This window comes from Pseudomonas sp. GW823-FHT02E01, from assembly GCF_058797535.1.
In genome coordinates, this window is the sequence record NZ_JBXAJS010000008.1 from 96117 (window position 1) to 118107 (window position 21991).

The following is a 21991-nucleotide window of genomic DNA, read 5'->3' on the forward strand; positions in this document are numbered from 1 at the left end:
AGCGGATTCTATCAGCCTTTGCTCCCGCCTTTGAGTGCTTACTGACTGACAGTCAGTTTGCCGACCATGCCGGCCTGGTAATGACCGGGAATATTGCAGGCAAACTCAAGGCTGGTGGCCTTGCTGAAGGTCCAGGTCAGCTCGGCGGTCTTACCCGGTTCCACCAGCACGCTGTTGGGGTCATCATGCTTCATGCCGTGGTCCATTTTGCTGTGATCCATGCCGGCCATTGCCTTCATACCGGTTGGCGCCAGCATGCCGCTCTGTTGCATCTGCAACATTTCCTGCTGGTGCCTGGCGTGCAATGCCGCATCCCCCAAGTTGAACTCATGCAGCAACTGGCCTTTATTGACCAGCACGAAGCGCACGGTTTCCCCGGCCTTGATATCGAGGGACTTCGGCGTGAAGGACATGTCCCCCATCACCATCTCGATGCTGCGGGTCGCCTTGGCCGCCGAGGCCGGTTGACCGAAATCGTAGGTATGCCCGGCGTCTGCCCACACCGGTGAACTCAGCGCCAGCAAACACAGGATTTGCGCCACGGATTTGCGTAAAAACATCGTCATACTCCAACAAGTTAAGGCTCAGCATGCGCAAAACTCTAAACTGCTGCCACTGCCCGTAACCTGACAGCCAGATTACAACTTTGTCAGGTTGCCCTGTGCGAATGCTGCCCACGGTATAAAGCCTTCGTTCCACTTGCCATGAGTCGCCCATGAAACTGCTGATCGTCGAAGACCAACCGAAAACCGGCCATTATCTGCGCCAGGGCCTGACCGAGGCCGGGTTCAACACCGAACTGGTGGCCGACGGCAACACCGGTCAGCAATTGGCCCTCAGCGGCGAATATGCCCTGCTGATTCTTGATGTGATGCTGCCGGGTCGTGATGGCTGGCAGATTCTGCAAGCGGTGCGCAGTGCCGGCCTGGACACGCCGGTACTTTTTCTGACCGCCCGTGACGCCGTGGAGGACAGGGTTCACGGCCTCGAACTGGGCGCCGATGACTATCTGGTCAAGCCGTTTGCCTTCTCCGAACTGCTGGCCCGGGTCCGCAGCCTGTTGCGTCGCGGCAGCACCACGCCGCAGGAGACCAGCCTGCAACTGGCCGATCTGCGCCTGGACCTGATCCGGCGCCGGGTCGAACGCAGCGGCCAGCGTATCGACCTGACCGCCAAGGAATTCGCCCTGCTGGAAATGCTCCTGCGCCGCCAGGGCGAAGTCCTGCCCAAGTCGCTGATTGCGTCCCAGGTCTGGGACATGAATTTCGACAGCGACACCAATGTCATCGAGGTGGCGATCCGTCGCCTGCGCCTGAAGATCGACGATGAATTCCCCAACAAGCTGATCCATACCGTACGCGGCATGGGCTACGTCCTTGAAGAGCGTCCCGCCTGATGCGCCGTCTCTCCTTGAGCAGCCGCCTGGCGCTGCTGTTTGCCGCATGCACCGCCGTGGTGTCGTTGTTCGCCGGGGTGCTGTTCAGCCGCGCCAGCGAGGCGCACTTCGTTGAACTCGACCAGCAACTGCTGGACGGCAAGCTGATTGGCTTGCGTCGGGCCCTGCACGACTTACAGTCGAGTGACAGCGAAGTGAAACTGGCGGAGGAATTGAGCCGGCAGGCTGACCTGTCACTGCGAATCACCGGCAGTGACGGCCAGCGCTGGTATGACAGTTCGACCAACATTCCCCAGGCACTGCCGCGCCGGTCCGGATTGTCGACGGTGAGCCATGAAGGCACAGATTACCGCGTCCTCAATGCGCCGCTTTTCGCGGACAAACCCGAGTCACCGCAACTGACCCTGCTGTTGGACATCACCCATCACCAGCACTTTCTGCAACGCATGCAGCATTTGATCTGGCTGACCGTCGGCCTGTCAGCCCTGGCCACCGCACTGCTGGGCGCCTGGGCGGCACGCAGCGGCTTGCGCCCGTTAAGGCGGATCAGCGCGGTGGCCAGTGGTGTTTCCGCGCAATCGCTGAACTCGCGGCTGCCTGAAGAAAACATGCCGCCGGAACTGGCGGAAATGGCCCACAACTTCAACGCCATGCTCGGACGCCTCGACGACTCGTTTCAGCGCCTGTCGGCCTTCTCCGCCGACATTGCCCATGAACTGCGCACGCCATTGTCGAACCTGCTGACCCACACCCAGGTCACCCTCACCCGCCCTCGCCCCATCGAGGACTACCGCGAAGCCCTGCACAGCAACCTCGAAGAGCTGCAATGGATGGCGCAACTGGTCAACGATATGCTCTATCTGGCCAAGGCTGACCATGGACTGTTAATCCCCAAGCGCGAACCGCTGGAACTGGGACAGGAAACGGATCTGCTGCTGGAGTTTTTTGCGCCGCTGGCGGAAGACGCGCAGGTAAAACTGAGTCGTGACGGCAATGCCCTCCTCGAAGGTGACCGCAGCATGTTGCGCAGGGCACTGTCGAACCTGCTGGACAACGCACTGCGGTTCACGCCGGTCGATGGCGAGGTTCGGGTGCGAATCGTCGATCAGCCAAAAGAGTTGCGCCTGACCGTTGAAAACACGGGCCAACAGATTTCCAAAGATCTATTGCCGCGCCTGTTTGACCGGTTTTACCGGGCCGATCCTGCGCGTCGTGAAGGCAGTAGCGAACATGCGGGACTGGGACTGGCGATCACCCAGTCGATCATCCGTGCCCATGGCGGGCAGATTCGTTGCGAATCGGAGAATGGGTGGACGCGGTTTGTGATTGAGTTACCGAAGGGGGATTGAGGCCAGCAGCTCCGGCCCCTTCGCGAGCAAGCCCGCTCCCACAGTTGACCGAGTTGACCCAGATCTACTGTGGGAGCGAGCTTGCTCGCGATGGCGGTGTTACTGGTTACGAATATCTAAGTGCATGAGCCGGCTCGATCTTCGCCGCACGCCAGGCCGGGTAAACCGTGGCCAGGAAGCTCATGACAAACCCCGCCGTGCAGATCAGCGCCACATCCGCGCCTTGCAGCTCAGACGGCAGGTTACTGACGAAGTACACGTCGGAACTGAAGATGTGCTGCCCGCTGACCCGCTCGATCCAGCCCACGATCTGGCTGACGTTCAGTGCGGCAATCACGCCCAATACACCGCCAATCAAGGTGCCGACGATGCCGATCACCGTGCCCTGCACTACGAAGATCGCCATGATCTGCCGTGGCGTGGCGCCGATGGTGCGCAGGATCGCGATGTCCGCACCCTTGTCGTTCACCACCATGATCAGTGTCGCGATGATGTTGAACGCCGCCACCGCGACGATCATCAGCAACAGCAGGCCGATCATGGTTTTTTCCATCTTCATCGCGCTGAACAGGCTGCCCTGGGTGTGGGTCCAGTCGTCAGCCTTGTAGGCAGCGCCCAGCCCCGTGGCGATGTCGTTCGACACTTGCGGCGCGGCATACAAGTCCTTCACCGCCAGGCGCACGCTCTGCACCTGATTCGGCTCCCAGTGCTGCATCTGCGCGGCATCGGCCATGTGGATCAGCGCCATGGTGCCGTCCAGTTCCGCACCGACCTTGAACACGCCGACCACATTCAGCCGCTGCATGCGCGGGGTAATGCCGCCCGGCGCATTGCTGACCTCAGGCACGATCAAGGTGATCTTGTCGCCCACGTTCAAGCGGAAGCGGCGCGCCGTGATCTGCCCGATCACCACGCCGAATTCGCCCGGCTTCAGGGCTTCCAGGCTCCCCTGAACGATGTGCTTGGCAACGATCGACACCTGGCCTTCCAGCGCCGGGTCGACACCGCTGACCTGGATCGGCTGCATCGTGCCCTTGTAGGACAGCATGCCCTCCATCTCGGTGAACGGCACCGCCGCCGTCACTTCCGGGTTTTTCATCGCGGCCGCCGCCACGGGCTTCCAGTCGTCAATCGGGTTCACGCCGACGATGGTGGCGTGCGGCACCATGCCAAGGATGCGCGAGCTCATTTCGCGCTGGAAGCCGTTCATCACCGACAGCACCACGATCATCGCCAGCACGCCGAGGGCGAGGCCGATCATCGAGGTCATCGAGATGAAGGAAACAAAGCGATTGCGGCGCTTGGCGCGGGTATAGCGCGTGCCGATAAAGATCGATAACGGTCTGAACATTCGCTGGGGCACCGTATAAAAATAAAAGACCCGACGCACCTTTCGGTCGCGTCGGGTTTCAATCCGTTAGATGGGAGTCAGGCAACCTTCCTGCAAGTGCAGGACGCGGTCCATCTGGCGGGCGAGGTTCATGTCGTGGGTCACCACCAGGAACGCCGTGCGCATCGAGGTGCTGAGCTCCAGCATCAAGTCCTGGATCCCCTGGGCGGTGTGGGAATCGAGGTTGCCGGTCGGCTCGTCGAGCATCACCAGGCCCGGGTTGTTCACCAGGGCGCGGGCGATGGCCACGCGCTGACGCTCACCACCGGACAGTTCGGCCGGCTTGTGCTCCAGGCGATGACCCAGCCCTACCCGCTCCAGCAACGCCGTGGCACGCTGACGCGCTTCGGGGATCGCGGTCTTGCCGATCAGCAGCGGCATGCAGACGTTTTCCAGGGCGGTGAATTCCGGCAGCAGGTGGTGGAACTGATACACGAAGCCGAGGGCGCGATTACGCAGCAGGCCGCGTTTCTTCTCGCTCAGCGCCGACAGTTCTTCACCGTCGAGCCAGACGCTGCCCTTGGTCGGTGTATCGAGGCCGCCCAACAGGTTGAGCAAGGTACTTTTGCCCGAGCCCGACTTACCGACAATCGCCACACGCTCGCCCGGGTGCAACTCCAGTTGCAGGCCGGCCAACACTTCCACCGATTCCGGGCCTTCCTCGTAGGATTTGCCCAGGCTGCGGCAGCTCAAGATTGCTTTATCACTCATGCCCGACTCACTCATAACGTAGCGCCTCCGCAGGCTGGGTGCGCGCGGCACGCCAGGCTGGATACAGGGTGGCGAGGAAACTCAGGACCAACGCCGCGGAGCAGACCATTACGACGTCCTGGCTCTGCACCTGCGACGGCAGGTAATCGATGAAGTACACGTCGGCGTTGAGGAACTTGTGCCCGATCAGGCCTTCGAGGGCCGAGATCGCGGCGCTGACGTTCAGCGCGGCGAAGATCCCGACCACCGCGCCGATCGCGGTACCGACTACGCCGATGACAGTGCCTTGCACCATGAACGTGCGCATGATCGTGCCCGGTGTGGCGCCCAGCGTGCGCAGGATCGCGATGTCGCCCTTCTTGTCATTCACCACCATCACCAGCGTGGAAATGATGTTGAACGCAGCGACGGCAACGATCAGCAGCAGCAACAGGCCGATCATGGCTTTTTCCATGCGGATCGCCTGGTACAGGTTGCCGTGGGTGCGGGTCCAGTCGCGGGCGTAGTAGCGGTCTTCGCCGAGGTCGCGGGCGATGCTCCACGCGGTGCGCGGCGCCTGGAACAGATCGTCGAACTTCAGGCGCAGGCCCTGGACCTGATCCGGTTTCCAGCGGTGCAGCCGGGCCAGATCCTGCAGGTTGGTGACGCCAAGATAGCCATCGAGCTCACCGGCGCCGACATGGAAGATGCCGACCACGGTAAAGCGCTTCATGCGCGGGAACATCCCGGCCGGGGTCACCGTGACTTCGGGCGCGACGAAGGTCAGCTTGTCGCCGATGGCCGCACCGAGCTTGGCCGCGGCCTTGTCGCCGATGACGATGCCGAACTCACCCGGCACCAGGTCGTCGAGTTTTCCCTGGGTCATGAATTGATCGATGATCGACACCTGGCGCTCTTGCGCCGGGTCGATGGCATTGAGCAGGACTTTCGAGACCTTGCCGTTATTGGTCAGCAAACCCTGCATTTGCGTAAACGGCGCCACGGCCGTCACCTGCGGGTTCTGCTTGACCTTCGCGGCCAGGCCTTGCCAATCGCTGATCGCCTCACCGGACTCGATGGTCGCGTGGGGCACCATGCCCAGCACGCGGGTGCGCATCTCATGATCGAAGCCGTTCATCACCGACAGCACCACGATCATCACGACCACGCCAAGGGCGAGCCCGATCATCGAAGTCAGGGAAATGAATGACACAAAATGATTGCGACGCTTTGCACGGGTGTAACGCGTGCCGATAAATACGAAGAGAGGTCTGAACATGTCGGGGCTTGTTCGGAGGGAAAAGGAACGTCCTTGTGGCGGGGGTCGATAACCAGCTTTACACTCAGACCACCGCCGCTACCATGGGTTCGCCATGTCGACATTAGATGAAGAAGATCGCCGCGAATACTACCGTATCGAGGATACGATCGCACTGGAAATTCGGCCCCTGTCCGCTACTGAAGCCACAGGCCAGGAAGTGTTGCAGGATGCTTCCCCGCTCTTCAACTTGCTCAGCGAACTGCACCTGAGCGAATTCGAGTCGCAACACCTGTTGCGCCAGATCAGCGAACGCGACCGGAACCTCGCGGCGTTCCTCAAATCCCAGAACAAACGCATCGACTTGCTGAGCCAGGTGATCGCCATCACCGTGCTCGGGCAGATCGGCGAACCGCAGCCGGTGATCATCTCCGAAGGCGGCATCGACTTTCAGCATCCATCGCCCATTGCCGCCGGCGCACGCCTGTCGGTCAAACTGGTGCTGATGCCGCAGGCCCTGGGCCTGCTGCTGCGCGCCCGCGTCACCCATTGCGACCGCAAGGGCGACGGCTATGACGTCGGCACCGAGTTCGAACACCTGACCGACGCCCAACGCCAACTGCTGGCCCGCCACATCTTGCAAAAGCAGGCCCAGGAACGACGCCTGGCCCGCGACCAACTCGAATCAGGCAATTAAATTAAGGAAGAACCGTGACCCTCATCTACGGCCATCGCGGCGCCAAGGGCGAAGCACCGGAAAACACCCTGACCAGCTTTCAGGAATGTCTCAAGCACGGCGTGCGTCGCTGCGAACTGGACCTGCACCTGTCCATGGACGGCGAGCTGATGGTCATCCACGACCCGAGCCTCAAGCGCACCACTGACCGTCGCGGCAAGGTCGTCGAACACACGGCGGCCGAGCTTGTGACGTATGACGCACGCAAGGGTGGCCCGGGCTGGATCAAGCCATGCCCGATTCCGACGCTGGAACAGCTGTTCGAGCAATGCGACTTCGACCACTGGCAGCTGGAAGTCAAAAGCGCATCAAGGATGCGTGCCGCGACCACTGTGCTGGCGATTCGTGAAATGGTGCAGCGTCATGGCCTGATGGACAAGGTGACCATCACCTCGAGTTCCCGTGAAGTGCTCAAGGCTGCGCTGGAGTTGGTGCCGGACGTATCCCGCGGGCTGGTGGCCGAGTATGCCTGGCTTGACCCACTGAAGGTCGCCGCCAGCTATGGCTGTGAGATTCTGGCGCTGAACTGGACCCTGTGCACGCCGGAACGCCTGCAAAGGGCGCAACGTCAGGGGCTGCATGTGTCGGTATGGACCGTCAACGAGCCCGCGCTGATGCGCAGACTCGCCGACTTCGGCGTTGACAGCCTGATTACAGACTTTCCCGGTTTGGCCACCGCCACGCTCGAGAATTGCTGAAATCGGTCTCCCCGGCCGGCTCAGGCCACCGGCCGGAGCCCGTCAAAAAAGCCGGTTGAGGCCGTCGTACGCGGCTACCCGATAGGCTTCGGCCATGGTCGGGTAGTTGAACGTGGTGTTGACGAAGTACTTCAACGTGTTGAGTTCGCCCGGCTGGTTCATGATCGCCTGACCGATGTGCACGATCTCCGACGCCTGATAACCGAAGCAGTGAACACCCAGCACTTCCAGGGTTTCACGGTGGAACAGGATCTTCAGCATGCCTTGCGGCTCGCCGGCGATCTGCGCCCGCGCCATGCTCTTGAAGAAGGCCTTGCCCACTTCGTACGGCACCTTGGCCTGGGTCAGTTCCTGCTCGTTCTTGCCGATCGAGCTGATCTCCGGAATGGTGTAGATGCCGGTCGGCACGTCATTCACAAAGCGCCAGCTACCGTTATCGACGATGCTGCCAGCGGCCGAACGGCCCTGGTCGTGGGCGGCACTGGCCAGGCTCGGCCAGCCGATCACGTCGCCGGCGCCGTAGATGTTCGGCACGCAGGTGCGGTACGCCTCGTCGACTTCGATCTGGCCACGGCTGTTGACCTTCACGCCGATGTTTTCCAGGCCCAACTGATCGGTGTTACCGGTACGACCGTTACACCAGAGCAAGGCGTCGGCCTTGATCTTCTTGCCAGACTTGAGGTGCAGGATCACGCCGTTGTCCACGCCTTCGACACGGTCGTAGTCTTCGTTGTGGCGAACCGTGATGTTGTTGTTGCTGAAGTGATAACTCAGGGCCTGGGAAATTTCCGAGTCGAGGAAGCTCAGCAGTTGCCCACGGTTGTCCACCAATTCAACCAATACACCCAGACCGCTGAAGATCGAGGCGTATTCGCAACCGATCACGCCGGCGCCGTAAACGATGAGTTTACGCGGGGTGTGGCCGAGGCTGAGGATGGTATCGCTATCGTAGATACGCGGGTGGTGGAAATCGATGTCCGCCGGGCGATAAGGACGCGAACCGGTGGCGATGATGATGTGCTTGGCCACCAGTTTCTCGACCACGCCGTTGGCGCAGACCACTTCGATGGTTTGCTCGTCGGCGAAGCTGCCGGTGCCGAAGAATACGTCGACGCGGTTACGGGCGTAGTAGCCGGTACGCGAAGCGACTTGCTTGGAGATGACTTTCTCGGCGCTTTTCAACACGTCCGGGAACGAGAACCAGCGCGGCTCACCAATGGCCCGGAACATCGGGTTGGTGTTGAATTGCATGATCTGCCGCACCGAGTGACGCAGTGCCTTGGACGGGATGGTGCCCAAGTGAGTGCAGTTGCCGCCGACCTGGCGACGGCTATCGACCATCGCCACCTTGCGCCCTGCCTTGGCGGCGTTCATTGCCGCGCCTTCCCCTGCCGGGCCGGAACCCAACACCACCACGTCGTAGTTGTAGACAGCCATGCGTACTCCTCAGAACAGGCCGCGGTACCCTCGGCACCTGCGGCTAAATCACGCCAATGCGTGGCATGAAGGAACAATTTGGGGCCAGTGCAGAACCCGGACACAGTCTATAGAAGCGTCAACGCCGCGCACATTAACCCTTGGTCGCGTCGTAGGCTACTTTTGCCTGCGCTACAACGCCAGTTTTCAATGCTCAAATCGCCGAAATCATTCGGTTTTTTTGCCACTGATGCGTTCAAAAGCGCGACTGCTGCGTGTGACGAAACCTGTATCGGCACGAATCACAAAAAATGCGCCGATATCGTGTTTTTCTGCGTAGTCCCAACCGCGCTCCGGGCCGAGAATCAGCAACAGCGTCGATAAGCCATCGGCCATCAACGCAGAAGGATGAATCACTGTGACGGACGCCAGGCTGTGTGAGACTGGCGCACCGGTGCGGGCATCAAAGGTGTGGGAAAAACGCTGTGCGTCCTGCTCGAAATAATTCCGGTAGTCGCCGGAAGTGGACAGGCCATAGCCGTCGACGACAATGACCCGTTCCGCCACCTGCCGGTCATCCCGCGGCTCTTCCAGGGCAATGCGCCACGGCGAGCCGTCAGCTTTCTTGCCGGACGCCTTGAGCTCACCCGTGGCCTCGGCGAGGTAGTCATGGATGCCCATCGCCTCGAGTCTTGCGGAAATCGTGTCCACCGCATAACCGGCGGCGATGCTGTTGAAGTCGACCTCCACGGCGGCGTCCTTACACAACCGGTCACCATCGATGCGCAAGTGTTCATGGCCGACGCGCTTGCGGGCTTCGGCGAGCGCCTCGGCGGTCGGGACTTTTTCCCCGCGGGCCTGCGGGCCAAATCCCCAGAGATTCAGCAACGGCTCAACCGTCAAATCGTAGGAACCGTCGCTTTGCGCTGACAGTTGCTCGCCCACGCGGACCAATTCGAGGATCGACGCCGGCATTGCCTGACAGCCGTTGGCCGGTAATGCATTGAAGCGCTCGATGTCCGAGTCGCTGCGGTAGGTCGACATTTGCCGGTCAATGTCAGCGAGGATCTGCTCGACCTGGACACGGACTTCGTCCGGCGCCGGAAGGTCGGCATGGCGCACATACTTGATCGAATAAGTGCTGCCCATGGTCGGGCCGCCGAAGCTCTCCAGAGTGTCGTCGTTGCCGCAGCCTGATAGTGCGCCGAGCAGCAAAAATGCCACCCTCTGCCACCTGATCAACAATTTCCGAGCTCCCCAATGCATCCCCTGACACACCGCCAGGGCCAGCCATTATGCGATAGAACCGTGGGTGCGGGCTTGCTCGCGAAGAAGCCATCACATTCAGCATTGATATCTCTCTCAGACCGCTATCGCGAGCAAGCTCGCTCCCACATTGGATAGCTGGCGTGATCACTACCGTGCAAACACCACCATACCCTGTGGGAGCGAGCTTGCTCGCGATGAGGCCAGTGCGAACAACACATCCCCCAACAGACAAAAGCAGCACAAACAAAAACGCCCCGACCAAGGCCGGGGCGTTTTCATGTGCAGCTAAGGCTTAGCGCGGGAATGCTGGCGGGTTTACACCGGCCATATCTTCCATCACGCGAACCACCTGGCAGCTGTAACCGAACTCGTTGTCGTACCAGACGTACAGCACAACGCGGTTATCCTGGGTGATGGTCGCTTCAGCGTCCACTACGCCTGCGTGGCGCGAGCCAACGAAGTCGGTGGAAACCACTTCCTGGGAGCTGACGTAGTCGATCTGCTTGTGCAGATCCGAGTGCATGGCCATCTGGCGCAGGTACTCGTTGATCTCTTCGCGAGTGGTGGCCTTTTCCAGGTTCAGGTTCAGGATAGCCATCGACACGTTCGGCGTAGGAACGCGAATCGCGTTACCGGTCAGCTTGCCCTTCAACACTGGCAGAGCCTTGGCGGCTGCAGTGGCGGCACCGGTCTCGGTGATTACCATGTTCAGCGGCGCGGCGCGGCCACGACGGCTGCCCTTGTGGAAGTTGTCGATCAGGTTCTGGTCGTTGGTGAACGAGTGAACGGTTTCGACGTGGCCGTTGACGATGCCGTACTTGTCATTCACAGCCTTGAGCACCGGCACGATGGCGTTGGTGGTGCACGAAGCGGCCGAGATGATCTTGTCGTCAGGGGTGATTTCGCCGTGGTTGATGCCGTGCACGATGTTCTTCAGCGCGCCCTTGCCAGGTGCGGTGAGGATTACGCGGGCAGCGCCCGGGCAAGCCAGGTGCTGGCCCAGGCCATCGGCGTCACGCCATACACCGGTGTTGTCGACGATCAGAGCGTTTTCGATGCCGTACTGGGTGTAGTCGACTTCGGCCGGGCTCTTGGCGTAGATAACCTGGATCAGGTTGCCGTTGGCGGTGATGGTGTTGTTGGCTTCATCAATGGTGATGGTGCCATCGAACGGGCCATGGACCGAGTCACGGCGCAGCAGGCTGGCACGTTTGACCAGGTCGTTCTCGGCGCCCTTGCGGACCACGATGGCGCGCAGACGCAGGCCGTCGCCACCACCGGTTTTCTCGATCAGGATGCGCGCCAGCAGACGGCCGATACGACCGAAGCCGTACAGGACAACGTCGGTGCCTTTGCGGGCGGAAGCGTTCTGCTGGCCAACCACGTCGGCCATCTCTTCACGGACGAACTGCTCGGCACTACGGCCATTGCCTTCGGCCTTGTATTTGGCCGCCAGCTTGCCCAGGTCTACCGAAGCGGCACCGAGCTTGAGCTCGCTCATCGCCTTGAGTAGCGGGAATGTTTCGTGGACGGAGAGTTCGGTTTCGTCGGTCTGGCGATGACGGGCAAAGCGGTGCGCTTTGAGGATCGAAATCACCGAGCGGTTGATCAGGCTGCGGCCATAGATCGAGCTCACCACGTTGTTATTGCGGTAGAGCTGACCGATAAGCGGAATCATCGCTTCTGCGAGTGCTTCACGGTCGATCCATTCACCAAGACACTGGTCGGGCTTCTGAGTCACGGGAACCTTCCACATGTAGGGGCAGAAAAAAGGGGCTACATTATGCCGCCGAGTGACGGCCGTAGCAATGCGCGCCCGTCGTGCTTTACGTAACAAATCGTCGTTCAAAAAAATTACGCCTCGCTCCAGCCCAGTAAAACCGGGGCTTTCAGCACAGTCAATTTTTTGGAGCCAAAGTCTCGTTATCCGTAACCCTCCGTAACACTCGTTGTTTTTGCCACTACATATTCATTAATTTTAGGTAAAAAAGCGCAGAATTTTGTCTTTACCACTACATTTCGCCAAACCCGTGCTTTAGACACAGTCAGCAACTGACAGGCGGCATCGTAGACCGCTACAATTACCGACTTTGTCGCAACGCTTGGAGCTCAACCTTCCGTGCCCGTTCTGCGTCTACCGCTTCTCCCTGCCGCGGCAGGTAAACAGCACTGGGGCAACCTGCCCGGTGCCGCCCTGAGCCTGGCCATTGCCGAGGCCGCCAGCGCTGCCAAGCGCTTTACCCTGCTGCTGACCGCCGACAGCCAAAGTGCCGAACGGCTGGAACAGGAGCTGGCTTTCTTCGCCCCGGATTTGCCCGTACTGCACTTTCCCGACTGGGAAACCCTGCCCTACGACCTGTTCTCACCGCACCAGGACATCATTTCCCAGCGCATCGCCAGCCTGTACCGGTTGCCGGAACTGAGCCATGGCGTGCTGGTGGTGCCGATCACCACGGCCCTGCACCGCCTGGCGCCCACCAAATTCCTGCTCGGCAGCAGTTTGGTGCTGGATGTCGGCCAGAAGCTAGACGTCGAGCAAATGCGCACCCGGCTTGAAGCCACCGGTTATCGCTATGTCGATACCGTGTACGAGCATGGCGAGTTCACGGTCCGCGGCTCGTTGATCGACCTGTTCCCGATGGGCAGCAAACTTCCATACCGCATCGACCTGTTCGACGACGAAATCGAAACCCTGCGCACCTTCGACCCGGAGAATCAACGCTCCATCGACAAGGTCGACTCGGTCAAACTGCTGCCGGCCAAGGAGTTCCCGCTGGAGAAAGAAGCCGTGACCCGCTTCAAGGCGCGTTTTCGCGAGCGCTTCGATGTCGATTTCCGTCGCTGCCCTATCTTCCAGGACTTGAACAGCGGGATCACCCCGGCCGGTATCGAGTACTACCTGCCATTGTTCTTCGAAGAAACCTCGACGCTATTCGATTACCTGCCACAGGACACGCAAGTGTTTTCCCTGCCGGGCATCGAACAGGCCGCCGAGAATTTCTGGAACGATGTGCGCAATCGCTATGAAGAACGCCGTGTCGATCCTTCCCGTCCTTTATTACCGCCAGCCGAGTTGTTCCTTCCAGTGGAAGACTGCTTCGCGCGCCTGAAGAACTGGCCGCGCGTAGTGGCCAGCCAACAGGACATTGAAAGCGGTGGCGGCCGCGAGCGCTTCCCGGCTCGAGAACTGCCGAACCTGGCCATCGAAGCCAAGGCCACCCAGCCATTAGCGGCACTGGCTGGCTTCCTCGACGAATTCCCCGGTCGCGTGTTGTTTACCGCCGAATCGGCAGGCCGCCGCGAAGTGTTGCTGGAGCTGCTGGAACGCCTGAAGCTGCGACCGAAAACCGTCGACAGCTGGCCGGACTTTGTCGCCGGCAAGGAACGGCTGGCGATCACCATCGCCCCGCTCGACGAAGGCTTGCTGCTCGATGACCCGGCCCTGGCCCTCGTCGCCGAAAGCCCGCTGTTCGGCCAGCGCGTGATGCAGCGCCGTCGCCGCGAAAAACGCGCCGATGCCAACAACGATGCCGTCATCAAGAACCTCACCGAGCTGCGCGAAGGTGCGCCGGTGGTGCACATCGACCACGGTGTCGGCCGCTACCTGGGCCTGGCGACCCTGGAAATCGACAGCCAGACCGCTGAATTCCTCGCCCTGGAATACGCCGAAGGCGCCAAGCTTTATGTGCCGGTGGCCAACCTGCACCTGATCGCCCGCTACACCGGCAGCGACGATGCCCTGGCCCCGTTGCATCGCCTGGGCTCTGAGACCTGGCAGAAAGCCAAGCGCAAAGCCGCCGAACAGGTGCGTGACGTGGCCGCCGAGTTGCTCGACATCTATGCACGTCGCGCTGCCCGCGAAGGCTACGCTTTCGCCGATCCGAAGGCCGACTACGCCACGTTCAGTGCCGGTTTCCCGTTCGAAGAAACCCCGGACCAGCAAACCACCATCGAAGCGGTGCGCGAAGACATGCTTGCGCCCAAGCCGATGGATCGCCTGGTGTGCGGCGACGTCGGCTTCGGCAAGACCGAAGTGGCAATGCGCGCCGCGTTCATTGCGGTGCACGGCGGTCGCCAGGTGGCGATTCTGGTGCCGACCACCCTGCTCGCCCAGCAGCACTACAACAGCTTCCGCGACCGCTTTGCCGACTGGCCGGTGAGCGTGGAAGTGATGAGCCGCTTCAAGTCGGCCAAGGAAGTGAATGCAGCGGTCGCAGACCTGGCCGAAGGCAAGATCGACATCGTCATCGGCACGCACAAGCTGCTGCAGGACGACGTGAAGATCAAAAACCTCGGGCTGGTGATCATCGACGAAGAGCACCGTTTCGGTGTCCGTCAGAAAGAACAGCTCAAGGCCCTGCGCAGCGAAGTCGACATCCTGACCCTAACCGCCACGCCGATTCCGCGCACGCTGAACATGGCGGTGTCGGGCATGCGCGACCTGTCGATCATCGCCACGCCGCCGGCCCGTCGCCTGTCGGTACGCACCTTCGTCATGGAGCAGAACAAGAGCACGGTCAAAGAGGCCTTGCTGCGTGAGTTGCTGCGTGGCGGCCAGGTCTACTACCTGCACAACGACGTGAAGACCATCGAGAAATGCGCTGCCGATCTGGCCGAACTGGTGCCGGAAGCACGGATCGGCATCGGCCACGGGCAGATGCGCGAACGCGAACTCGAACAGGTGATGAGCGACTTCTACCACAAGCGCTTCAACGTGCTGATTGCCTCGACCATCATCGAGACCGGCATCGACGTACCGAGCGCCAACACCATTATCATCGAGCGTGCCGACAAGTTCGGCCTGGCACAGTTGCACCAGTTGCGCGGTCGGGTCGGACGCAGCCACCACCAGGCGTACGCCTACCTGCTGACGCCGCCACGCCAGCAAATCACCCCGGACGCGGAAAAGCGCCTGGAAGCAATTGCCAACACCCAGGACCTCGGCGCGGGCTTCGTGCTTGCCACCAACGACCTGGAAATCCGTGGCGCCGGCGAACTGCTCGGCGACGGCCAGAGCGGGCAGATTCAGGCCGTCGGCTTCACGCTGTACATGGAAATGCTCGAGCGCGCGGTGAAGTCGATCCGCAAGGGCGAGCAGCCAAACCTCGATCAACCGCTTGGCGGCGGTCCGGAAGTCAACTTGCGGGTACCGGCGTTGATCCCGGAAGACTACCTGCCGGATGTCCACGCTCGCCTGATTCTCTACAAGCGCATTGCCTCGGCCACCGACGAGGACGGCCTCAAGGATTTGCAGGTGGAGATGATCGACCGTTTCGGCCTGCTGCCGGAACCGACCAAGAACCTGATCCGCATCACTGCATTGAAATTGCAGGCCGAGCAACTGGGCATCAAGAAAGTCGATGGCGGCCCCCAAGGCGGTCGCGTCGAGTTCGCCGCACAGACGCCGGTCGACCCGTTGACCCTGATCAAACTGATCCAGAGCCAGCCAAAACGCTACAAATTCGAAGGTGCCACGATGTTCAAATTCATGGTTCCGATGGAGCGCCCGGAAGAGCGCTTTAATACTGTAGAGGCGCTTTTCGAGCGCCTCGTTCCGAAAACTGCTTGAAGGACGCCGCATGCGCCTGTTTCGCTCACTGACCCTGTTGACCCTGCTGATGCCAGCGCTGGTCGCACCCACGGCATATGCCGATGACCTGTATCAGGTCGAAATGATTCTGGTCCGTCAAAACGCCGTACCGGCAATCGTCAGCCGCGCCGCGCCGGAAGACTGGGCCGCTGGCGCCCAACCGGTCAGCCCCGACAGCCTGCGCACGCCAAGCCTCAATGGCGAGGTGGAAAAACTCACCAACAGCGCCGATTACACGGTGTTGCTGCACAAGGCCTGGCAACAGCCCCTCGGCGAAACCGCCAGCAAAGTGGCGATCAGCGACGGCAAGGAACAGTATGGTCAGTACCCGATCGAGGGCACACTGAACATGAAACTGGGGCGCTTTACCGACGTCGACGCCGATTTCTGGGTCAACCAGATCGATGCCAATGGCATGGTGACCGCCAGCGAGCGCTTGAAACAGGAAAGCCACACCAAAAACGGCCAATTGAACTTCCTCGACAACGGCCACCTCGGCCTGCTGATCAAGATCACCTCGCTGACCGCCCCCGCCCCCCGAGCAGCTCCCGAAGAAATTCCGGACTGATTCCCAATGTCCGCGACCCTGAGCAAACCCCTGGCACCGTCCTGGGTCAGCCGATTCAAGGAACAGAGCCTGGAGCGTGGCCGCCGCTATGCGCTGGAGAATCGTGTCAGGATCGTCGAAGCCGGCGACGCAACCATCGTCGCCGCGTGTGAAGGCTCGGGCGGTAACGTTTACCGTCAGACCATTCGCCTGCGCGAGTCAGCCAAGGGCACTCTGCTGATGGTCGACGCCACCTGCTCCTGCCCGGTCCACAGCAACTGCAAACATTGCGCGGCGGTGCTCCTGCAAGTGCAGGAAACCCTCGACTACCCCGCTGCCGCCAAAGATGCCGAACTCCTGGAAAAACTCCAGGCAGTCCTGGAAAACCGCAGTCCGAAAGCACCGCCGCAAGTGCTGGTGGACAATGTGCAACCCGTTCCGCGCCTGTGGCTGGCCAGCATCGAGTTCAGCGCGTTCGAACCGCGCAACGGTCGAATGCAGCGTTACATCCAGCATCGCGCGGCGCTGTCTTTCAGTTACCTGGACGAGTACGTTTCCGGGCAGAAAAACACCGACATCCTGATTCGTCAGGAAACCCAGACGCTGCGGATCAAACGCCACCCGGAAGTGGAACAGTCCTACCGAGAGCAACTGCGAATCCTCGGTTTCAAAATCGCCACCCGGCAAAGCAAGGCCCTGCCGGAAAGTGCCGGCGAGCTGTTCGAGATGGTCAATGACAGCGCCTGGCTGACCTTTACCCTCAATGAACTGCCGAAGTTGCGCACCCAGGGCTGGGAACTGCAGATCGACGAGGACTTCGGTTTCGACCTGACGGCGGTAGACGACTGGTACGCCACGGTCGACCAGGCACCGGAGCGAGACTGGTTCGACCTGGAACTGGGGATCATCGTCAACGGCGAACGCCTGAGCCTGTTGCCGATCCTGCTCAATCTGATGCGCTCCCACACCGAAATCCTCAACCCGGAGCGCCTTGCCCGACGCCGCGACGACGAGCTGATCCTGGTCAATATCCCCAATCGCCCGAACTCCGGACACGGCCCGCTGCAAGTCGCCCTGCCCTTCGGCCGCTTGAAACCGGTGCTGGCCACCCTCGGCGAGTTCTACCTGCAGGAGCCCGGCGACACCACGCTGCGCCTGAGCAAGGCCGATGCCACACGCCTGAACCCACTGGAAGACATGCCACTGCTCTGGGAGGGTGGCGAACAGATCCGCACCTTTGCCCAGCGCCTGCGCGACATCAAGGACCACACGGCCGTCGCCCCGGACGGCCTGAATGCGACGTTGCGTCCGTATCAGCTTGAGGGGTTGAGCTGGATGCAATCGCTGCGGCAGCTGGAAGTAGGTGGAATCCTTGCGGATGACATGGGTCTGGGCAAAACCCTGCAGACACTGGCGCACGTCCTGAGCGAGAAAAACGCCGGTCGTCTCGACCGGCCGTGCATGGTGGTGATGCCGACCAGCCTGATCCCCAACTGGCTCGACGAAGCTGCGCACTTTACGCCGCAGCTCAAGGTACTGGCGCTGTACGGTGCCAGCCGCAAAAAGCACTTCGACAAGCTGGCCGACTACGATCTGATCCTGACCACCTATGCGCTGCTGCCCAAGGATGTCGAACGCCTGGCGGCGCAGCCCTTGCACATACTGGTGCTGGACGAAGCGCAATACATCAAGAACCCGACCAGCAAGGCCGCCCAGGCTGCCCGCGAGCTCAATGCCCGGCAGCGCCTGTGCCTGAGTGGCACGCCGCTGGAAAACCATCTCGGTGAACTCTGGTCGCTGTTTCACTTCCTGTTGCCCGGCTGGCTGGGCGACGTCAAAAGCTTCAACCGCGATTACCGCGTGCCGATTGAAAAACGCACCAGCGAGGTCAGGCTCCAGCACCTCAACGGCCGGATCAAACCTTTCCTGCTGCGCCGCACCAAGGAACAGGTTGCCACCGAGTTGCCACCGAAAACCGAGATCATCCACTGGGTCGAACTCAATGAGGCCCAGCGCGACGTGTACGAAACCATGCGCCTGGCCATGGACAAGAAAGTCCGCGACGAGATCACCCGCAAAGGCGTGGCCCGCAGCCAGATCATCATTCTTGAAGCCCTGCTCAAGTTGCGACAGGTGTGCTGCGATTTGCGCCTGGTCAACGAGGCGACCCTGCCAAGCCGTGGCAGCACGTCAGGCAAGCTCGATAGCCTGATGGAAATGCTCGAGGAATTGTTCGAGGAAGGTCGGCGGATCCTGCTGTTCTCGCAGTTCACTTCAATGCTGTCACTGATCGAAGACGAACTGAACAAGCGCGGCGTGGCCTACGCTCTGTTGACCGGCCAGACCCGCGACCGCCGCACACCGGTGAAGGAATTCCAGAGCGGCAAGCGTCAGATTTTTCTGATCAGCCTGAAGGCCGGTGGCGTTGGCCTGAACCTGACCGAAGCGGACACGGTGATTCATTACGACCCGTGGTGGAACCCGGCGACGGAAAACCAGGCGACCGACCGTGCGTATCGCATCGGCCAGGAGAAGCCGGTGTTCGTCTACAAACTGATCGCGCGCGGAACGGTGGAAGAAAAGATTCAGCACCTGCAAAAGGAAAAATCCGACCTCGCGGCCGGCGTATTGGATGGGCGCAAGGCCGGGGACTGGAAACTGCAGAGCGATGATATCGAGGCGCTGTTTGCGCCGCTGCCGGAAAACCTCGAAAAACGTTGAGATCTGTGGCGTTTTTAATCCGCCATCGCGAGCAAGTCGGATCGCCGCACCGTCGCTCCCACAGATTCAGAGGTGTCCGCAAAAGACGCGGACACTGTGGGAGCGAGCTTGCTCGCGATGAAGTCAACTCGGTATCAAGCGGGACTCAGCCCTTGAGCACCCTCGCCAGCGTCGACTTCACCTTGCCCATGCCGTCATGCAACGCCTGCTCGATCTCGACCATGGTGATCACCGCCGTCGACTTGCCCGCCGCCGGGTTCACCACCAGCGCCAGACAGGCGTAATCGAGTTCCAGCTCGCGGGCCAAGGCGGCTTCCGGCATACCGGTCATGCCGACGATGTCGCAGCCATCGCGTTCCAGCCGGGCGATTTCAGCCACTGTCTCCAGGCGCGGCCCTTGAGTGCAGGCATACACGCCATGACTGCTGTAGCCCACGCCTTCCGCCGCCAATGCAGCAATCAGTTGCTGACGCAATGGCTCGCTGTAGGGGTAGCTGAAGTCGATATGGGTGACGTGCTCCAGGTCATCGGCAAAGTAGGTGTGCTCACGACCGCTGGTGTAGTCGATCAACTGATGCGGCACGCAGAAATGCCCGGTGCCCATCGCGGCATGGATGCCGCCCACGGCGTTGACCGCCAGGATGGCTTCGGCACCGGCCTGCTTCAGCGCCCAGAGGTTGGCGCGGTAGTTGACCTGATGCGGTGGAAAACGATGGGGATGACCGTGACGCGCGAGGAACAGTACTTCCTTGCCGGCATACTCGCCGATCTGAACGTCGGCCGAAGGTGCGCCATAAGGCGTGTCCACTGCCAGTGACTGGCGAATGCTCAGGCCTTCGAGTTGAGTCAGGCCAGTGCCACCGATAATCGCGTAAACCGTCATAACGAACAGTCCTTAATCAATCAATTGAGCTTCTTTGAGCGCGCCGACAGCGGCCAGCCAGCGCGGATCTTGACGGTATTCGGTGCTGGCAAACGACTGGCCGCGCATCCGCGCAATGCGCTCGGAAGGCTTGACCTTCAGACGCTGGGCAGCGCTCAGGGCCAGTTCGGCGGCCGCACGGTCGTTGCACACCAGGCCCATGTCGCAACCGGCAGTCAGCGCCGCTTCGATACGGCTTGCAGCATCGCCGACCACGTGAGCGCCCGCCATGGACAGGTCGTCACTGAAGATCACGCCATCGAACTGCAATTCGCCACGCAGGATGTCCTGCAACCAGCGGCGGGAGAAGCCGGCGGGCTGGGAATCGACTTGTGGATAAATGACGTGGGCCGGCATGACCGCGGCCAGTTGCTTGCTCAGCCTGGCAAACGGCACCAGGTCATTGGCACGGATCTCGTCGAGGCTGCGTTCGTCGTTGGGAATCGCGACGTGAGAATCCGCTTCAGCCCAGCCGTGGCCGGGGAAGTGCTTGCCGGTGGCGGCCATCCCGGCGCTGTTCATCCCGCGGATGAATGCACCCGCGAGCAAGGCTGCGCGCTCGGGATCACCTTCGAACGAACGGGTGCCAACAACGGCGCTGCGCTGGTAATCCAGGTCCAGCACCGGGGCAAAGCTCAGGTCCAGGCCAACGGCCAACACTTCGGTGGCCATGATCCAGCCGCATTGCTCGGCCAGGTATTCGGCGTTCGGGTTGTCGGCAATGGCGCGCATGGCGGGCAATCGCACGAATCCCTGGCGCAGGCGTTGCACGCGGCCGCCCTCTTGATCAACCGCCAACAGCAGATCGGGACGAATGGCGCGAATGGCCGCACTCAGCTCGCGCACTTGACGCGGATGCTCGATGTTGCGGGCAAAGATGATCAGACCACCCACTTCGGGCTGGCGCAACAATTGGCGATCTTCAGCCGTCAGCCAGGTACCGGCGACGTCCACCATCAACGAGCCTTGCAAGCCAGCAGTCATAGAAATTCCTTGATAACAGAAAACCCGGCCCACACGAATTCGCCGCAAGACGCTGTGCCCGGCAGGTCGGCGATTTCAATGGGAAACGGGTTCAGAACGAGAGTCGGCATGGGCGGCTAGCTTAGCGGATGTCAGCTGCCGCGCCCACCCGTGTGCGGTTAAACCTTGGCGGCAACCGGTGTCGATTTGCTACGTGGACGCAACTGGGCCGTGGCCATGGCCGTGTCGGTAACGCCGGATTCGGCGCGCATGCCGGCAGCCAGGAACGGCACCATCAGGCGCATGACCTGCTCGATCGAGGTGTTCACGCCGAAATCGGTTTCGGCAATCGCGCGCAAGGCCTTGATACCGGACATGCTGAACGCCGCCGCACCCAGCATGAAGTGCACGCGCCAGAACAGTTCGATAGGTGGAATACGTGGCGCTGCTTCGTTGACCAGCATCATGTAGCGGCGAAACACCTTGCCGTACATGTCTTCCAGATAACGACGCAAGTGCCCCTGGCTCTGACTGAACGCCAGTCCCAGCAAACGCATGAAGATAGACAGGTCGTTGCCACTGCGCGGCTGCACCACCAGTGCCTGCTCGACGAGGATTTCCAGCAACTCTTCGAGTGTCGGCTTGTTTTCAGGCTTGGCCTGACGCCGCTCCAGCTCTTTATCGAGGCTGATGCAGAATGGCCCGAGGAACCGCGAGAAAACCGCTTGAATCAACGCCTTCTTCGAACCGAAGTGATAGTTCACCGCTGCCAGGTTGACACCCGCCTTGCTGGTGATCAGACGCAACGAGGTTTCGGCGAAACCTTTTTCCGCGAACAACTGCTCGGCGGCATCAAGAATGCGTTCAACGGTTTCCGACTGGGCCATGGCTACTCCGCCTGACAAACACTTGTTTGAAACATACGTTTCAGCCTGTGCATTGTCAAGTCTGGCAGTTCGTTTCGGGAATGGTCGGTCAGACATTTAACCACACAACGGCAAAGCTTCAATCCATCGGCTGTTTGACCGTCCGGCGGCGACTGAAAA

At 61.0% G+C, this 21991-nt stretch carries 17 protein-coding genes; 7 read left to right on the plus strand and 10 right to left on the minus strand.

The genetic code is table 11. The features are described from left to right. Window positions 1-38: 38 nt before the first annotated feature. Window positions 39-560, minus strand: a complete 522-nt coding sequence (copI, locus tag AC1RDQ_RS20015) for a copper-resistant cuproprotein CopI (RefSeq protein ID WP_492587955.1) — start codon at window positions 558-560, stop codon at window positions 39-41. Window positions 561-715: 155 nt separating this feature from the next. Here copI and AC1RDQ_RS20020 point away from each other — a divergent pair, with 155 nt between their 5' ends. Continuing rightward, entirely contained in the window at window positions 716-1396 is a 681-nt protein-coding gene (locus AC1RDQ_RS20020) for a heavy metal response regulator transcription factor (RefSeq protein WP_057715640.1), read from the plus strand. Continuing rightward, the gene (locus AC1RDQ_RS20025) at window positions 1396-2745 is read left to right on the plus strand and encodes a heavy metal sensor histidine kinase (protein WP_492587957.1); all 1350 of its coding nucleotides are present in this window, start codon (window positions 1396-1398) and stop codon (window positions 2743-2745) included. The genes AC1RDQ_RS20020 and AC1RDQ_RS20025 overlap by 1 nt, the downstream gene beginning before the upstream one ends. Window positions 2746-2851: 106 nt before the next feature. Here the strand turns inward: AC1RDQ_RS20025 and AC1RDQ_RS20030 are convergent, their stop codons facing one another. From AC1RDQ_RS20030 to AC1RDQ_RS20040, 3 genes are all read right to left on the minus strand, one after another. Further along, window positions 2852-4096 carry a lipoprotein-releasing ABC transporter permease subunit gene (locus AC1RDQ_RS20030; protein ID WP_090454120.1) on the minus strand — a complete coding sequence of 415 codons (1245 nt, stop codon included), beginning with the start codon at window positions 4094-4096 and terminating at the stop codon, window positions 2852-2854. A gap of 66 nt (window positions 4097-4162) precedes the next feature. Continuing rightward, window positions 4163-4846 (minus strand): lipoprotein-releasing ABC transporter ATP-binding protein LolD, encoded by a 684-nt coding sequence (lolD, locus tag AC1RDQ_RS20035; RefSeq protein ID WP_173677889.1) that lies wholly within the window; start codon window positions 4844-4846, stop codon window positions 4163-4165. Between the two features lie 7 nt (window positions 4847-4853). Continuing rightward, window positions 4854-6104 (minus strand): lipoprotein-releasing ABC transporter permease subunit, encoded by a 1251-nt coding sequence (locus AC1RDQ_RS20040; protein ID WP_102668916.1) that lies wholly within the window; start codon window positions 6102-6104, stop codon window positions 4854-4856. 94 nt (window positions 6105-6198) lie between these two features. On the opposite strand from AC1RDQ_RS20040, the gene AC1RDQ_RS20045 reads away from it, so the two are divergent. Continuing rightward, entirely contained in the window at window positions 6199-6780 is a 582-nt protein-coding gene (locus tag AC1RDQ_RS20045) for a PilZ domain-containing protein (protein WP_150812437.1), read from the plus strand. A 14-nt stretch (window positions 6781-6794) separates the two neighbouring features. Next, window positions 6795-7517: a glycerophosphodiester phosphodiesterase gene (locus AC1RDQ_RS20050; protein ID WP_218496690.1), complete on the plus strand. Its 723-nt coding sequence runs from the start codon at window positions 6795-6797 to the stop codon at window positions 7515-7517. Between the two features lie 42 nt (window positions 7518-7559). Here AC1RDQ_RS20050 and sthA read toward each other — a convergent pair whose 3' ends face one another. The 3 genes from sthA to AC1RDQ_RS20065 form a co-directional block, all read right to left on the minus strand. Continuing rightward, a complete protein-coding gene (gene sthA / locus AC1RDQ_RS20055; protein WP_007984277.1) occupies window positions 7560-8954 on the minus strand; it encodes a Si-specific NAD(P)(+) transhydrogenase in 1395 nt (464 codons plus the stop codon). Between the two features lie 207 nt (window positions 8955-9161). Continuing rightward, window positions 9162-10199: an FAD:protein FMN transferase gene (locus AC1RDQ_RS20060; RefSeq protein WP_492587959.1), complete on the minus strand. Its 1038-nt coding sequence runs from the start codon at window positions 10197-10199 to the stop codon at window positions 9162-9164. A gap of 295 nt (window positions 10200-10494) precedes the next feature. Then, complete coding sequence (locus tag AC1RDQ_RS20065; RefSeq protein ID WP_090454111.1) at window positions 10495-11958, minus strand: glyceraldehyde-3-phosphate dehydrogenase; 1464 nt, start codon at window positions 11956-11958, stop codon at window positions 10495-10497. A 363-nt stretch (window positions 11959-12321) separates the two neighbouring features. Here AC1RDQ_RS20065 and mfd point away from each other — a divergent pair, with 363 nt between their 5' ends. From mfd to AC1RDQ_RS20080, 3 genes are read left to right on the plus strand one after another with little or no spacing between them, the layout of a single operon-like run. Next, window positions 12322-15771, plus strand: coding sequence for a transcription-repair coupling factor (gene mfd, locus AC1RDQ_RS20070; RefSeq protein ID WP_349736681.1), 3450 nt, complete (start codon window positions 12322-12324; stop codon window positions 15769-15771). A gap of 10 nt (window positions 15772-15781) precedes the next feature. Beyond that, window positions 15782-16360 (plus strand): CsiV family protein, encoded by a 579-nt coding sequence (locus AC1RDQ_RS20075; RefSeq protein ID WP_492587960.1) that lies wholly within the window; start codon window positions 15782-15784, stop codon window positions 16358-16360. Window positions 16361-16366: 6 nt separating this feature from the next. Then, a complete protein-coding gene (locus tag AC1RDQ_RS20080; protein ID WP_349736682.1) occupies window positions 16367-19060 on the plus strand; it encodes an SNF2-related protein in 2694 nt (897 codons plus the stop codon). A gap of 145 nt (window positions 19061-19205) precedes the next feature. On the opposite strand, the gene AC1RDQ_RS20085 is transcribed toward AC1RDQ_RS20080, so the two are convergent. The 3 genes from AC1RDQ_RS20085 to AC1RDQ_RS20095 form a co-directional block, all read right to left on the minus strand. Beyond that, window positions 19206-19943 (minus strand): S-methyl-5'-thioinosine phosphorylase, encoded by a 738-nt coding sequence (locus AC1RDQ_RS20085; protein ID WP_095965243.1) that lies wholly within the window; start codon window positions 19941-19943, stop codon window positions 19206-19208. 12 nt (window positions 19944-19955) lie between these two features. Continuing rightward, entirely contained in the window at window positions 19956-20966 is a 1011-nt protein-coding gene (nagZ, locus tag AC1RDQ_RS20090; protein WP_007974039.1) for a beta-N-acetylhexosaminidase, read from the minus strand. 158 nt (window positions 20967-21124) lie between these two features. Next, entirely contained in the window at window positions 21125-21832 is a 708-nt protein-coding gene (locus AC1RDQ_RS20095; RefSeq protein WP_056857021.1) for a TetR/AcrR family transcriptional regulator, read from the minus strand. Window positions 21833-21991 lie beyond the last annotated feature (159 nt).